The 15,915-nt window shown below is 47.3% G+C and carries 10 protein-coding genes; 3 read left to right on the top strand and 7 right to left on the bottom strand.

Annotation, left to right across the window (positions count from 1 at the left end; translation table 11 throughout):
- Positions 1–130 precede the first annotated feature (130 nt).
- Positions 131–2,434 (top strand): T9SS type A sorting domain-containing protein, encoded by a 2,304-nt coding sequence (locus tag ABIE50_RS20415; RefSeq protein ID WP_209858063.1) that lies wholly within the window; start codon positions 131–133, stop codon positions 2,432–2,434.
- 78 nt (positions 2,435–2,512) lie between these two features.
- Here ABIE50_RS20415 and katG read toward each other — a convergent pair whose 3' ends face one another.
- The 5 genes from katG to ABIE50_RS20390 all read right to left on the bottom strand — a co-directional run bounded on the left by katG (position 2,513) and on the right by ABIE50_RS20390 (position 12,534).
- On the bottom strand, positions 2,513–4,789 hold the full coding sequence (katG, locus tag ABIE50_RS20410) for a catalase/peroxidase HPI (protein ID WP_209858062.1): 2,277 nt from the start codon (positions 4,787–4,789) through the stop codon (positions 2,513–2,515).
- Positions 4,790–5,700: 911 nt separating this feature from the next.
- A complete protein-coding gene (locus tag ABIE50_RS20405) occupies positions 5,701–7,170 on the bottom strand; it encodes a RagB/SusD family nutrient uptake outer membrane protein (protein ID WP_209858061.1) in 1,470 nt (489 codons plus the stop codon).
- A 4-nt stretch (positions 7,171–7,174) separates the two neighbouring features.
- Positions 7,175–10,735 carry a SusC/RagA family TonB-linked outer membrane protein gene (locus tag ABIE50_RS20400; protein WP_209858060.1) on the bottom strand — a complete coding sequence of 1,187 codons (3,561 nt, stop codon included), beginning with the start codon at positions 10,733–10,735 and terminating at the stop codon, positions 7,175–7,177.
- Between the two features lie 205 nt (positions 10,736–10,940).
- Positions 10,941–11,951 (bottom strand): FecR family protein, encoded by a 1,011-nt coding sequence (locus tag ABIE50_RS20395; protein WP_209858059.1) that lies wholly within the window; start codon positions 11,949–11,951, stop codon positions 10,941–10,943.
- A gap of 4 nt (positions 11,952–11,955) precedes the next feature.
- Complete coding sequence (locus ABIE50_RS20390) at positions 11,956–12,534, bottom strand: RNA polymerase sigma-70 factor (protein ID WP_209858058.1); 579 nt, start codon at positions 12,532–12,534, stop codon at positions 11,956–11,958.
- A 244-nt stretch (positions 12,535–12,778) separates the two neighbouring features.
- Between ABIE50_RS20390 and ABIE50_RS20385 the strand changes: the two genes are divergently transcribed.
- Positions 12,779–13,168 carry a DUF1801 domain-containing protein gene (locus tag ABIE50_RS20385; protein WP_209858057.1) on the top strand — a complete coding sequence of 130 codons (390 nt, stop codon included), beginning with the start codon at positions 12,779–12,781 and terminating at the stop codon, positions 13,166–13,168.
- 11 nt (positions 13,169–13,179) lie between these two features.
- Here ABIE50_RS20385 and ABIE50_RS20380 read toward each other — a convergent pair whose 3' ends face one another.
- Together ABIE50_RS20380 and ABIE50_RS20375 are read right to left on the bottom strand one after the other, a co-directional pair.
- Positions 13,180–13,467 carry a hypothetical protein gene (locus ABIE50_RS20380; RefSeq protein ID WP_209858056.1) on the bottom strand — a complete coding sequence of 96 codons (288 nt, stop codon included), beginning with the start codon at positions 13,465–13,467 and terminating at the stop codon, positions 13,180–13,182.
- Between the two features lie 130 nt (positions 13,468–13,597).
- On the bottom strand, positions 13,598–14,632 hold the full coding sequence (locus tag ABIE50_RS20375) for a right-handed parallel beta-helix repeat-containing protein (RefSeq protein ID WP_209858055.1): 1,035 nt from the start codon (positions 14,630–14,632) through the stop codon (positions 13,598–13,600).
- Positions 14,633–14,879: 247 nt separating this feature from the next.
- Between ABIE50_RS20375 and ABIE50_RS20370 the strand changes: the two genes are divergently transcribed.
- Positions 14,880–15,896 carry an SDR family NAD(P)-dependent oxidoreductase gene (locus ABIE50_RS20370; protein WP_354028094.1) on the top strand — a complete coding sequence of 339 codons (1,017 nt, stop codon included), beginning with the start codon at positions 14,880–14,882 and terminating at the stop codon, positions 15,894–15,896.
- Positions 15,897–15,915: the final 19 nt, after the last annotated feature.

Below are 15,915 nucleotides of genomic sequence, written 5' to 3'. Positions count from 1 at the left end.
GAGATGTTTTGTTAACAGGCATGCCCGGCGCCGCCGGAAAAATACTATGATAAACTGTAGGCATGAGCTGCCACGGCTCATATGAACCCGTTATATTCCCGTGTTATTCATTGAACCAAATTCTATTACTATGACCTTCAACATCAAACCCTTTTTTACCCTCACAGCATTGTCCTTTTCTTTATTGCTGTTAACCACAGCGGCGGTGGCGCAGGTAACATGGCCGGCAGGTCAGTTATTGCCCTCATTTCCCGCAACGGCGGGCAACCTGGATTTATTTTACAATAACGGTACCGCTCCGCTGAGCTGGCGCTGGGAAGCAGAAGGCCCGCAAATGGCGCATCATACCGGGCGGCTTGAAACAGATGGATGGCTTTGCCAGGTTGGAATCGACGCGGCAAATGAGCATATGCTTTATGGCCCATATGATAATTCTGTTACTGCAGGGTCCAATATGGCGGAGTTCCGCATGAAGATAGATAACAATACAGCAGATAATAATCCCGTGGTAGATATTGATGTAAGGGACGCTACTACAGGCGCCATCCTCGCAGCGCAAACAATTACCCGGCAGCAGTTTACTATAGCATCTAACTATACAAGTTTTAAATTGCCCTTCACAATGCCCGCTGCCAATCATTCTATAGAGCTGCGCGTATTCTGGAAAGGAGCGGCTTATATAAAAGTGGACTGGGTGGGTGTACAGCAACAAACTGATGCCGCTGCGGAAACTTACCTGTTCAGTTCCCTGAAAGGCATTGTGAACAGAACGCAGCCACGTATCTTTTCCTATGAAGGTGACGCCTTTGCGGAAGGACCATATGCCTGGATGCAATCCCTGGGTTTAACATGGACGGAACATACAGACAGGTGGGAGCTGATCAGCAAATACCGCAGCGAAATATCCGGTCTAATTGTGTACGACCCGGCGCAAACGGCCACCGTTAACCTGGCAACAACACTTGCAAAAGATAAAAAAGCGCTCATTGCATCGCCTGCCTTATTACCGAAGCTCACGGCTGCGCCTTATAATCTTCCCATACTAACAGATCTGCGGGGGCAGTTTACGAGCAAGCTGCAGGTATATCAAACATTGTACAACACCTACTGGCCCACAATGGATCATCGTTTACTGATCGGGTTAAGCCCCGAACTGCACCAGGGTTCTTTAAGGGAATACGCTACCGCATTGGGCGCGGCTGTAATCTGGCTGGATCCTGCTGTGAGCGGTGAAAGCGCTTTGCTGAACAGCTTCTTATCTTCCATGCCGGCAGGATCGGCGTACATGGGCTGGTGGCCCGAAGAAGGCGCCGGTATCACCAGGGCATCCAGCTATGGCATCGCCACCGTGGCGAGTGATTATGCCACCAATTTAACAGTGCACAGTGGCATGCCCAGAACGGTCAACATCAAACCTATCCCTCCAAAGCCAACACTGAAGAACAAGATCTATGTTGCCTTTATACTAAGCGACGGCGATAACTTACAATACGTGGAGCACCTGATGCGCAAGCTATGGAGTAATCCCGACCGCGGCGCTGTGCCTATGGGATGGACCTTGTCGCCCGCCATGCTTGATGCTATGCCCGGGGCACTGAACTACTATCATCAAACTGCCACTGATAACGATAACCTGATTTCCGGCCCCTCCGGGTATGGATATGTATATCCTAATAATTTCCCTGATCAGAATACGTTAAACCAGTTTGTTATTAAAACAGAAGATTACAATAAAAGAGCCGGTTTCAGGGTGCTTACTGTCTGGAATACGATTACAGGCGGTATCAACCAGAATGTAGGAGAGAGCTTTGCCACCTATGCGCCTTCACTGCTGGGATTAACCGCCCAGAATACCGGTGGCGCGCTTAGTATTTATAACCAGCGTTTACCGGGAATGCCGCTTTCCTGCAACTATTGCACCGGGGAGCAGGCTATGAAAGATGCCATTGCCGCTGCTTCTGCAGGATGGAATGGTGCCACGCCGAGGTTTATTATCATCCAGGCGCAACCCTGGCAGGATGTGAAGCCCACCAACTTCAAGAATGTAATGAACTCGCTGGATTCAAATCATATTGTAGTACGGCCTGATCATCTTTTCCAGTTGCTCCGTGAGGAAAACGGGCTTCCGGCAGGAGATAGCCTGGCGGCAGATACTGCCGGAACATTTGCCGTTCAATATCAAAAAGGTTTTCCGGGAGATGAAAAATTAAAAAGGGATAAGGACATTGTGTTGTATCCCAACCCGGCCAGCAGCAAGCTTTATGTAAGCGGGCTGAATAATAATGCGGTGCTCGAAGTATACGACAGCAAAGGTCAGCGTTTGAAGACAGTATCCGGTATATCCATTGACGTTAGTGAACTGGTACCGGGTACTTATTTTTTAAAGATCAGGTCCGGGGAAACGAGTTATACCCGTAAGTTTATAAAGCGTTAGGAGAGACGTAATGCATAAGAGGAAAGGCCATCTTCCGTATTTTACAGAAGATGGCCTTTCCTCTTATTTAAATCTCTATCAGGCTAAATCAAACCTGTCGAGGTTCATCACTTTATTCCATGCTGCTACAAAGTCTTTCACAAATTTTTCCTGTGCATCAGCGCTGCCATAAACTTCGGCAATTACCCTCAGTTCTGCATTGGAGCCAAACACCAGGTCGGCGCGGGTGGCTGTCCATTTTGCGGCGCCGGTAGCGCGGTCGCTGCCTTCGTACAATTCTTTGTCGTCCGACAGCGCCTTCCATGCAGTACGCATATCGAGCAGGTTTACAAAGAAATCGTTGGTAAGCACGCCCGGGCGTGAAGTAAATACGCCATGCTTTGCGCCGTCGAAGTTAATGTTCAGCACGCGCAAACCGCCGATCAGCACAGTGAGCTCAGGTGCGGTAAGCGTGAGCTGCTGGGCTTTGTCTATCAGCAGCGCTTCCGTGGGCACAGCAGATCTTAATTTGCGGTAGTTGCGGAAGCCATCTGCGGCGGGTTCCAGGTGACCGACAGATTCAACATCGGTTTGTTCCTGTGAAGCATCCATACGGCCTGGTGTAAATGGAACGGTGACAGTACTTCCTGCATCTTTTGCCGCTTTCTCAATCGCAGCAGCGCCGGCCAGCACGATAAGGTCTGCCAGTGAGATCTTTTTACCGTCTTTTTGTGCGCCGTTGAATTCTTTGCGGATACCTTCCAGTACATCCAGTACTTTCTGCAGTTGCGGGGGATTGTTTACCGCCCAGAATTTCTGCGGTGCCAGCCGGATGCGCGCGCCGTTGGCGCCGCCGCGTTTATCGGAGCCGCGGAAGGTAGAAGCGGAAGCCCATGCTACAGATACCAGTTCGGATACGGTAAGACCGGATGCGAGCACTTTTGCTTTGAGGGCAGCAACATCATTTTCATCGACCAGCGGATGATCTACTTCAGGAATAGGATCCTGCCAGATCAGTACTTCCTGTGGTACATCCGGACCGAGATAACGTGCACGGGGGCCCATATCACGATGGGTTAATTTAAACCATGCACGGGCAAAAGCGTCGGCAAATTCTTCCGGGTTTTCCAGGAAGCGCCTGGATATTTTTTCGTAGGCAGGATCAAACCGTAAGGCAAGGTCAGTGGTGAGCATGGTAGGCCGATGCTTTTTGGAAGCGTCGTATGCATCAGGAATAATGTCATCGGCATTCTTAGCTACCCATTGATGTGCACCAGCCGGGCTTTTGGTCAGTTCCCATTCAAAGCCAAAGAGGTTTTCAAAGAAGTTGTTGCTCCATTGGGTAGGCGTTTTTGTCCATATTACTTCCAGTCCGCTGGTAATGGTATCTGCGCCTTTACCGGAGCCGTAGCTGTTGCTCCAGCCCAGGCCCTGCATTTCAAGGCCGGCAGCTTCCGGTTCTTTGCCTACATGCGTGGCCGGAGCTGCGCCATGTGTTTTGCCGAAGCTGTGGCCGCCTGCTATAAGGGCTACTGTTTCTTCGTCGTTCATAGCCATACGGCCAAAAGTATCGCGGATATCTTTAGCGGCTGCAATGGGATCAGGGTTGCCATCAGGACCTTCCGGATTTACATAGATCAGGCCCATCTGTACGGCTGCCAGGGGTTTTTCGAGGTCGCGGGAATGGATCTTACCATCTGCATCATCATCAGAGGAAACAACGCCATGCTCTTTGGGAACGCCTTCGGAACCGTGCGCGTAGCGCAGGTCTCCGCCCAGCCAGGTAGTTTCTGAGCCCCAGTATACATCTTCATCCGGTTCCCATACGTCTGCGCGTCCGCCGGCAAAGCCAAATGTTTTAAAGCCCATTGATTCCAGGGCAACATTACCGGTAAGGATCAGCAGATCGGCCCAGGAGAGGTTGCGGCCATATTTCTGTTTGATGGGCCACAGGAGCCTGCGGGCTTTATCAAGACTCACATTATCGGGCCAGCTGTTCAGCGGGGCAAAACGTTGCTGTCCTGAGCCTGCGCCTCCACGGCCATCACCCACACGATAGGTACCTGCACTATGCCATGCCATGCGGATGAACAAAGGGCCGTAGTGCCCGAAGTCGGCCGGCCACCAGTCCTGTGAGTCGGTCATCAGTGCATGAAGATCTTTTTTCACTGCTTCCAGGTCGAGGCTTTTAAATGCTTCGGCGTAGTTGAAGTCTTCACCCATCGGGTTCGACGAGGGCGAGTGCTGACGCAGGATACTTAATTTTAATTGATTGGGCCACCAATCACGGTTCCTGGTGCCGCCTCCGCCAACGTTGAGTTTCATGCTGCCATTATGAAAAGGGCATTTACTGATGTCGTTTGATTCTTTTCCCATGTTTACAAGTTTTGTATTGAGTGAACAATTACTTGCACCTTGTATTTGTGCAGGATGATAAAGGTAATGGTATTGTAAAATAAATGAACTCAATTAATTTCTATAATTAAATAGTTAAAATCTATTTGCGTAAAAGTTGGCCTAAACCATTCGGGGAGAGTTAAAAACAGGTGGCACTCCCTGTATTATCTATAAACATTTAAGCAGCTAAAAGGTTTTCAAATGCAGAAAAGGGCACCTTTTTAAGGATGCCCTTTTGCCGGGGTTAATTAATGTGCATTCAACTGTACCGAAATGAGAAACATAGCCAAATGAGATCATTTGGCTAGTGGATGTTTATACCGAAATACCAAGGTGAAGCTAGGTGAGATCTCCTTGCTCTTTATCATTTTACTATAATTGAACACTCTTATTAACTGTACGACAGGCGATAAATAAAAAAGGGTGACCGGTAACAGAAATTTTTTTTTCGGATCACCCCTTTTTATTTGTCGCCTGTTGTATATCGAACCTAATTTCATTTACCAACCAAAAGATTTATAACAAAGTTTAACCAGTGAACAGCAGGCCTGCTGTTTTAATGAATGCCTGGAATCAAAACTGCTCCTGACTACCAGGGAAGGGATTTAATAATTTATAACCCATATAACTATGGACCTTTACAGAATGTTCGGCACCGGGAAAGTGTGTGTGCCAACCAAACGATTAAGGCGGCCGGCATTAGCGGTTTTTAATGGTAATTATTTCATTGTGGCAGCGGGCAACGCAGTGGCCCCTGAATCTCCAAATTCAGCTGGTTCGGATCGTGTTTCAGCAGAAACATTTATCCGTCAGTAGTAAAAGTGTGGTACATAGGCATCGGTTATAAATCAATGTGAACAGGCGGCAGTATTATTACTGCTGCAAATTTATTACAACGGCAACCTCCGTTTAAGGCCAAGCGGTTTTAATGCCGGGTTGGCCTGCAGCGCACGGACGGGTATTTCCAATGTGTAACCCGGATCATTTTTTTCAAGTACAAATCGCTCGCGGGGGCGCACCTGCTGGTTAATAACCGGCGTAAAATAATGTGTGATGGAAGGGGCCGTGGTTCTGCGCAGATCAAACCAGTTGTGCAACTGGAAAGCCAGTTCTTTTCTTCGCTCCAGCAATATTGTTTCCAGCAATGTTCCGCGGTTAATTTGCCTCGATCGGGTGGGTGTTTTTACGCGGCGACTTTGCAGGAGATCAAGATCTGCGATGGCCTTTTCATTTTCACCCAGGTGAGCATTGGCTTCGGCCCTGTTCAGGTATGCTTCGGAAGTGCGGAAGGAGAAACAGTAGGCTCCGCTGTAAATACCACTTGTTTTGGGGATCACCACAACATTGTTGCTATAATAGTAACCGCCCAATCGCTGGTCCGTGGAATCATATTGCCGGAGCAGGTCTGATGAAACACTGAAGCCGTACCCGTTTCCGCTTCCAAAATTGTTGAAGGCAGTGGGGTTGGGATCATTATAAAAAGTATAGATGATTTCCGGGTTGGCTGCTCCCAGCATGCGGGTATAAAAATCGGACATGCTGGTTCTGGGCGTGGTATTATCTTGCAAAGCAGACCTGATTTCCAGGCATTGGCCTGCAAAGGCAGCGGCCTGTTCCCAATGTTGCAGGTAAAGATGTACACGTGAAAGGAGCAGGTATACTGCTGCCGGGGAGTAATGAAAGATACTGCTTGTTTTTCCCGATTCCTGCACATACTTCAGGGCGGTATTGAGATCTTCCAGGATCTGGTTGTACACAGCAATAACAGTGCTTCTGGGCAGATGTGTATTTACAAGCGTGCTGCTGACGGAGAGGGGCACCCCCATTGAATCTGCCCTGTTCGCAGGATCATAGGGCCTTCCCCAGATGTTTACGAGGTAATAGTAGGCCAGCGCTCTCGAAAAATGAGCTTCGCCCAGCAGGAATTGTCGCCCGGAAAGATCTCCTTCAATTTTCTCTCCTTTATCCGTAATAATATTACATGCTTTTATAATCCTGTATAACCCAAGCCAGGTATTATTCAGGATATCCGAAGGGGATTGTCTTTCATCATACTGGATATCGTATATATTCTGCCAGGTGTAAAAAGCGGAATAAGGCCCTTTTTCATCAAACGATTGCGCCGGCCCAATGACTTCTTCCACATCTGCTGTCATCATATCAAGAAAGTAAAGAAACAGATCGCCGTCCGGCGACAGGTTCCTGTTCCATCCCTCTCCGTTCAGTATTTCAGTATAGTCTGCCACCGTTTGGGGAGTGCGACTGTTATCTGTGGGCGTATCAAGGTACTTCCTGCAACTGCTCATGGAGCAGGTAGCAATTAGCATTATACCGGTATATGTGAGATGACTGATTTTCATACCTCTAAAAATTTATCTCCGTTCCAAATGTGAAAGACGGGCGCCTGGGCAATGTGCCCGGGGGGAGTTCCGGGTCCTGGCCGTTCAGCCTTTTATCTGCCAGTAGCAATACATCATGCAGCTGCGCATAACAGGAAATATTTTTAAACAGCTGCCTTTCGTTTCCCGGTACAGGGAAATTACGCTGTACCGAAAGCGTGGAAAGCCTGATATGACTGGCATTTACTATCCGGATATCGCTGTTGTTATACATTTCCGGAGAAAGCGTAGACATGAGGTAAAGTGGTGTTGTTCTGTTAAGATTTTGCATAGTGGCGGCATTAAAGCGGTAATACTGCACAGGCGACATGGCAATCGGATCGAAGAGATAAAATCCACTCTGGGCATTAACACCGGGTATATCGGTTATTTTTTCATCACCGGGTTGTTTCCAGCGTTTCCCAATGGCTGTCGACATATTCTCCGCCGGGTTAGGTACGAATGCCCCGTTTTCATAAAGGCTGTTCAATCGTTGTTTATAGCCCAGCTTCACCAGGAAAACAGTGGTCAGGCTCCAGTTCCGGTATTTCAGGTTGCTGGAAAAACTACCGTCTGTTAACGGGATACGGCGGCCTGCAGGAACAAATACATTGGCATAATATTGCGCAACAGTAGGCTGAACGGTATAATCGCGGTCGTAAATTCCCCGGAAAGTTGGAAGTCCCTGGTTATTGAGTCCCGTGAATTTGTAAGCATACATAGTATTAAGATCGCCACCGGCCTTGATGATATCCCCGCTAAGATACTGTTGCTGATTGCCTATGATCCCCGGATCAGTGAAGTTGTTTTGCAATACCCGGGTTTTATTCACGGCTATATTAGCCGCTATGTTCCATTGCCAGTTTCGCCGCCGGATAAGCTGGTACTGAAGCCCCACCTCAATACCATTGTTCGTAATACCGGCGGTGTTAAACATCCCTGCGTTAAAACCATTTTCCTCCGCCAGGTTGATATTGGCAAGCAGATCGCGGCTCCGTTTTCTGTAGGCTTCAACCGTTCCGTATAACCGGTTGTCAAAAAAAGAAAAGTCAATGCCTGCATTGAACACATACGTTTTTTCCCAACACAGCCCGGGGTTATCAAAATTGACAATAGTAGCCTGGCTCTCCCCGGATATAGGGTCCTGCACGGGATTGGATACCGACAGACCGGTGGATTTTATTTCCGGTAAACCGATGTTATATCCATAAGATACCCGGATATCGATAGCGTTGTTTGTTTTCTTATGCCCGCTGATCAGCGGTTCATCCAGCACCCGCCATTTGGCCGCCGCGGACCAGGTTTTTTGCCAGGGCTTATTACCATACAGGGCAAAATAATTAGCGCCATCCTGCCGGATATTAAAGTTCAATGTATACCTGTCTTTGTAAGAGTATACCAGCATGCCGTACCAGCTGGTTTGCCGGTATTTATTCATGAATTGTGCGGTAGGCTGAATGCCGGAGTAGGTAAAGAAATTATTATACAGGGGGTACTCACTTGCGGGTGGGGGGTAAGCCACCTGCCCGCTGCCCGGATAATACCCGAGTATAAAACGTTTGCTGATGTCATATTTCGACTGTCTCAGTTCATTCCCTGCCAGCAATTGAATATAGTGGGCGTGCGCTTTAAGGCTATATTCCAGCGAATGACGGATAGTATAATAATACTGCCTGGTAACAGTTTCCTGGTATTCGCCGCCAGAGGGAAGAATGATATTGCCTTTAGCTGCATCGCTGTACGGCATGTCAGGCCCCAGTCCCATCCTGTACCTGGAGGCAATATAGTAAGTGTTTTCCAGGGCATAGCTGTTGTTGTTGGCTGTAGATGAGCCCAGTCCGTATAAGCCATGCAGCTTAAAGGAACGGAGAAATGTCCAGTCGGCATTCATCACTGCACGGTAAGTATTTACCGATGTTCTGGTACGGCTGTTCTCCATTTCAGAAACAATGTTGAACAGCGCTACCTGTGAGGTGTCCATTACATAATTGTCTACCGACCAGTTGGGAGAAGCCGGCGGATAATACATTCTTTGCTGCTGCCTGGTGTAGGGCAGGCTCCTGGCTGTGTGATAGGCATACTGGTACGGGTCGGTCTGGTAAGGATAACTGCCTGTGTTGCTGGCGCCGGACAATTTGATGCCTGCCTGTAATCCGGGTATAGGATGATAGCTGGCGCCAAGCATGCCGGAATATTGCCTGGCCCGGGTAAAGATAGCGGGACCTGTTTCACTGGTATAGCCGGCAGACAGGTAATACGCGGTTTTTTTACCACCGCCGTTTACCGACAGGTGGTAGTTTTGTGTAACGCCGTTATTGAACAGGATGTTAAACCAGTCTGTATTCATCGATCTGTAATCCTGTTCCAGTTGCTCAAACCTGGCCCGGCTCATATTACCATTGAGAAAATCAGTGTAGTCGCGCTCAAATCCATCCGGGAGAATGCCGTTTGAAAGCGGCAGCTTTTTATCTATGATTTCCTTTGATAGCTCCATCCTTTGGGCAGCATCCATGAGGTTCAGGTGATGATAGCTGGGCCGGAATGTAATATTGGTCATCTGGGAAAAAGTGATCTCCGGCTTTTTATATAGGGCGCCGTTACGGGTGGTGATAAGAATCACCCCGTTACCGGAGTTAACGCCATACAGCGCTGTTGAAGCAGCATCTTTCAGGATATCTATCTGTTTGATGTCTTTAGGATTAAGACCGGTAACGGGACTGGACATCAGGTTTACATCATCCAGCGAATTGATGTTGGCTGCATTGAGTTTTACGGGCGCGTCAACGATAATGCCATCAATCACCCAGATAGGTTCACGGTTGCCGGAAAGAGTGGCAGTGCCCCGCAGCCGTATTTTAGGCGCAGCCCCCGGGCTGGTACTGTTCCTGTTAATAGCAAGGCCGGGAATTTTACCCTGCAACATATTGTCAATGGATAATTGATCTTTTCTATCCAGGCTGGCAGCTGAAACAGTGCTTACCGAGGCCGCAGAATACTTATGTTTTAAGGTGGAGTACCCGTTTATGACCACTTCATTGATGGCGGCGAAAGCCGGTTGCAGTGAAACGGGTAGAAATGCCCGGTTTTTTACCGCTACTGATGTTGGTTGCATGCCCAGGAAAGATACCTGCAATATAGCATCGGGAGATACCGTGATATGGAACATACCACTGTCGTTACTCCAGGTGTGGTTGCCGCGGCCTTTTTCAACGATATTTGCCTGTGGCAAAGGCGTCCCGTTTTCATCCGTGATCCGCCCCGAAATGTTAACAGCCGGAGGGTTGTATGCCTTGCCATTGATGGGCATGATCACATGGAGCCCGTTTGTCCGCACCACCTGTAATCCTTTATCCTTCAGGAGCAGCTGCAGTATATTGTCTACCGTTTCATTATCGGCCCGCAAGCTTACCAGGCCCAGTTTATTAAGTTCTTCGGTGTTGTAGAAAAAAGTGATCCCCGTTTTTTGAGTGATCAACGCAAGCGCCTGTGTAATATGTTTATGCTTCACGTGAATAGACATACGCATCGACTGCGCACTGGCACTCAATGGGAGTAAGCAAATAACCAGGAAAAAGAAACAGTTCCGGTATAGTGTTCGGGACAAATGTAGCCATCCCTTCACATGACATCTGGAATGGTACATCAAATTAATGGAATCATATTGGATAACAAAAAATGTGCTGTTGATCTTGATGCTTCGACTGATGTTTAGACTAAAGTTGTTCGCTGTTGTAATTAAAGATAGATAAATATCACCTGATTTCAATAACCCTTTGTAAGGAGTCGATATTAAAATTTACGGGGCTGGTGGTAGTAGCCTTAATAAGATCCAGCAGTGGGGAAATATCCGGTGGCCTGGTCATTAACGGTATGTTATAGTGGAGCTGACCGGGTGCTTTATTGATGAAGATAACCCTGTAGTGATAAATAGCGCCTAATTGCTGCATAATGTTTTCCAGCGGGGCATCGGTAAATATTATTTTTCCTTCCTTCCATGCTATCGCATTTTCCAGTTTGCCCGTACTTAACTGTAATGTACTGCTGAGAGTGTCTAAATCTACCTGCTGGCCCGGCTGCAGGTATTGGATGGTACCTGGTTGATCAGCCAGTCCTACTGATATTTTACCCTGGGTGAGTGTGGTGATGATATGTTTTCCGTAAGCGTTTATATTGAATGAGGTGCCTAATACCCGTACTACCTGTTTATTTACTTTAACAATAAATGGTTGTTGTGTATTGTGTACTACTTCGAAATATGCCTCCCCCGTCATAGTCACTTCCCTGGCTGTACCGGTAAAGGCGGCAGGGTAATCCAGGCGGGAAGCTGCATTCAGCCATACTTTGGTGCCATCTGCCAGGGTCAGGGAATCGGTAGTGCCGGCAGGAGTTTCCCTGGACACATAATTTCCTGCTACAGGAAGCTGGTGGCTGTTTCGTTTCAATGCCAGCCAGGTGGCGCCGGCTATAGCCAGCGGCAGCAATATAATGGCGGCATAGCGCATTATCTTGTGGTATAAGGGAACAACCGGTGCGGCCGTTTCAGGCAGGGATAGCCTGGCTTTCAGCTTAATGAGGTCTTCCGCTGTGTTTACGCCTTCCCATCCCTTCAGGTCGCCGGCCTGTGCGCGCATTTCCATGATCTCTTTCAGTAACCCGCGTTCCTCCGCTGTCATCCCTTCCGGTGATGCAGCCGCGTTTTGCTCATCCAGCAGGTGGTGTATCTTTTCCCAGTCTATGTCATTATTTTTTTTTCGCTTACCCATTACATTATATTATGACAGTTGAAAATAAAAAAAGGGTGATCGCCATGTAAGAGGTTATTAACAGGAGGATAGGCAGCGGGCCACAGTTTTTCCGCAGAAAAAGATAGGCCTTCCTGATTTGTGTTTTCACTGTATTGATAGAGATATCCAGTTTTTGGGCAATGTCCGCGTACTTTAGCCCATCCACGGCGCTCATTGTAAAAACCTTGCGTCTTTGTTCCGGCAGCTGGCTGATGGCTGTTAAAAGCCTGGCCCTGTAATCTTCATATTCATTGTTATGGTGTTGCAGATCATCGTCACTGTAGAGGGATTGTTCAATACCCTTTTTGTGACGTTGTTTCACCTGTTCGCTTTCGATATAATTAAGGCTCCTGTTCTTAACTGATACGTAGGCATAAGCCTCAAAATTATCAGGTTGATCCTGGTGCAGGTATTTTTCCCAGTATTTTACAAAGAAGTCCTGAACAATATCTTTTGAAATATCATTATTTTTAACAATGCTATAAGAAAACTGACACAGTATTTCGTAATATTTATTAAATAGATATTCAAGCCTGGTCTGATTAACGACAGTATTACCCATATTACTAAAAGAAGGTCAGATCTGCTGTAACTTAGTATAATTATTCCCGGGGTAAATATAAGCAGAATAAGTATATGAAGGACTGCCTTTAAGGGGATTCAGACAGATCAGCAACTGCCGGGAAAGTTTGGGATCCGAATCGGGGAGGTAACACGGCAGCCGTATGAGAAATAAGTGAATATTATTGATATAGCTGGCGTATGCTGGCATTTTGTTGAATAGATCATCTTTTAAAACCTTCAACATGCACGAAGAAATTAAAGCCTACAATGATTCCATGCTGCCTGCTGATAAAGCCATCTGCACAAAGCTGGCCCGGGAAATTGATAAACATCTTACCGGTGCTGAAAGTAAGATCTGGCACCGGCACCCGGTTTGGTTCCTCAACGGCAACCCCATTGTTGGCTACAGCAGGTTGAAAGACAGTGTAAGGCTGCTGTTCTGGAGCGGGCAGTCTTTTGAAGAAGAAGGTCTTCAACCGGAAGGAACATTCAAAGCAGCTGAGGCCCGCTATACCGATGCAAAGCAGGTAGATACGGACCTCTTAAAACGCTGGCTGGAAAAGTCCGCAAAAATACAATGGGATTATAAAAATATTGTAAAGCGCAAAGGCGTGCTGGAGCGCCTGCTGTAAATATTGCCTGCCTATGCTTTAGACATCTGCAATAATTTCCTGCTTTCCTTGCTCACAAAAGTGATCGGTACAAATTTATCGGTAGGAGCGCCGATGTAATATACCATCCACTCAGGATCGTGATGGGAGAGCATTTCACTGATACAATCCGCCCGGTGCCCCATGGGGTTGGAGCAATCGTCCCAGTAAAACAGCTCCACACGATAGTGCAGTTGTTGCTTTTGGTTGTTGATCGTAACCTCCACTTCTATTTCCTGTTTGCCGGGGAGTGGTGGAATAGGAATTACAATATGACTCATAATAGTGATGTTATACGAAATTGCCCGCAATAAAGCTGCCATATCAAAGTGACAAACGGCATATTTAGTTATGTATAGTAATTTTCCATAATTGTTCATGCCTGGGCAGCAGATGTCCGGAAACGGACAATCAGCGGCTGCTGTGTTGTTTTTTAAATATCCCCGCCGGAATATCCCTGCCGGCGGAGACAGGCAACGGATGCAGATAATTAACCGGAATAGTATCTTTATCTATTTCATTCAGCAGCACCTTACCCGATCGCTGCACGCTGCTTGTAACGGGCATATCCAGGCTGTCTTTTTCAATGGTCCCGTTATTATTCAAACCCATATCAATAGCATTTCCTGTAACCAGGGAGTTGGTGAAAACATAGTGAGGCTGGTAATCTTTCATACCTACCCAGAAGCAGTGATTATTGGCGATAATATTATCCCTGAAAACAAAGTCGGAATATTTTCCGAACCATACCGCACCTTCATAAGCCCCGTAAATAATAGAATGGGTAAGGGAAAAACCATTTACAGACAGGAACAGTAAAAGTGCGTTCCTGCATTCATAAAAGATGCAATGATCTATTTTAATGCCGCTGCCCTGTGCAAACACTGCGCCCTGCATTGGAGCTGCATTTTTACTGCCTATAAAATAGCATTGCGATATCTTCATGTCTTTCAGTTCCGGCCTGTGTCTTTCAATGGCATAATAATATACCACAGCAGGGTGGGTATTGCCCAGAAATTTCAGTCCTTTAAAACAGGTATTATTCCTTTCCACCTGGATACCTATACAATGATCGAAGTGCCCGTAGTTTTTATTGTTGGGAGAAACAGACTGTATCACCGGCATACTGGATGGTAGCCAGCCGCTGTCGTCCGGCAGGATAGCCGCTTCAATGGTATATGCTACCGTATCGTTTTTTATATTGAAGGGAGATATCAGGACCTGTTTGGTAAGTAAATACAGCCCGGGAGCGAGCTTTATGGTAACCGGTTCCTTCCCCGAAAAACCATTGGCCATCGTTACTGCCTTGTCGATACTTGCCAGGGGATCTTGTATGGTGCCGGTTGCCTGATCCTTTCCTTTTGCCGGGTCTACAAATATGGTTTGCCCCGCCGATCCTGTCTGGATTAAACATAAAAAACATAAGTTGATGAATAACCTGTACATAGCTGTTGATTGAGTTATGGCAAACTACTCTTTTCCGTCATGTATGAACATTCAAAACAAATGCAAGTTTGTGCAAGTGTATTCAGGATCATTATTTGTTAATAATAAGTTTTATATAGATGTGAAATAAGTTAAATGTTTTAATCAGGCGATAGTAATTTTGACGCTTTCAACAAAGTAATCTGACGTTTTAAACAAAGTGACTTGCCTGTGCCGCCGTTACCTTTGCTTCATAAAATCAGTTATTATGAAAGACAATTACAACGGTGCATTACAGCAACCAATCAGCTCAGGGTTCAACGCCTTCTCAACAACAAGCGATGTAATAAAGGGAATCGACCTCCACGGGAAAACGGTTATTGTTACCGGCGGCTATGCCGGGATAGGTCTTGAAACCGTAAGAACCCTGGCATCAGCAGGGGCCAGGGTAACCGTACCAGCCCGCGATACCGGAAAGGCAATAAAGAACCTTGCAGGCGTGGAAAATGTAAGCATTGAAGCCATGGATCTTGCAGACCCCGCATCGATAGATACATTCGCGGAAAAGTTCCTCCGTACCGGCCAGCCGCTTCATCTTCTTATCAATAATGCCGGCATTATGTGGGTACCGCTGCAGCGGGATAAACGGGGATATGAATCGCAGCTGTCCACTAATCATCTTGGGCATTTTCAGTTAACGGCCAGGCTTTGGCCGGCCTTAAAGCAGGCAGGCGGCGCAAGGGTGATCAGCGTATCTTCTTACGGTCACCAGATGGCGCCCTTTAATTTTGAAGATCCAAACTTCCTGGTCCGCGAATATGAAACATTGCAGGGGTATGGACAGTCGAAAACAGCCAACAACCTGTTTGCCGTGGAGCTGGATCACCGGGGAAAAGCGGCAGGAGTGAGGGCTTTTTCCCTGCATCCGGGCTCAGTGAATGGTACAGACCTGGGCCGGGTAGCGCCAATGGAGCTGTTCCGGCAAATGGGCACCCATGATGCGGACGGTAATATTTTCCCCGAAGTGGCAGCCAAACTGAAAACGATTCCCCAGGGCGCAGCTACTACCGTGTGGTGCGCTACCAGCCCGCAGCTAAACGGTATAGGCGGCGTATATTGCGAAAACGCGGATATTGCCGAACTGGATAATGGCAGTATTGCAAAGCGCTACGACGATCCTTTATCTTTAAGAGGCGTACAGCCGTACTCGTTAGACGGCGCCAATGCAGCAAAATTGTGGGCGCTCAGCGAACAAATGACAGGTGTTGTATTCACCGGGGGCTGATCTTTTATTTTGTAAATTG

The sequence above is a fragment of the Chitinophaga sp. OAE865 genome (assembly GCF_040546735.1).
In the GTDB taxonomy this organism is placed as follows: Bacteria; Bacteroidota; Bacteroidia; order Chitinophagales; family Chitinophagaceae; genus Chitinophaga; species Chitinophaga polysaccharea_A.
Note: the sequence above shows the minus strand (reverse complement) of the source record. Positions and strands in the feature narration are given on the sequence as shown.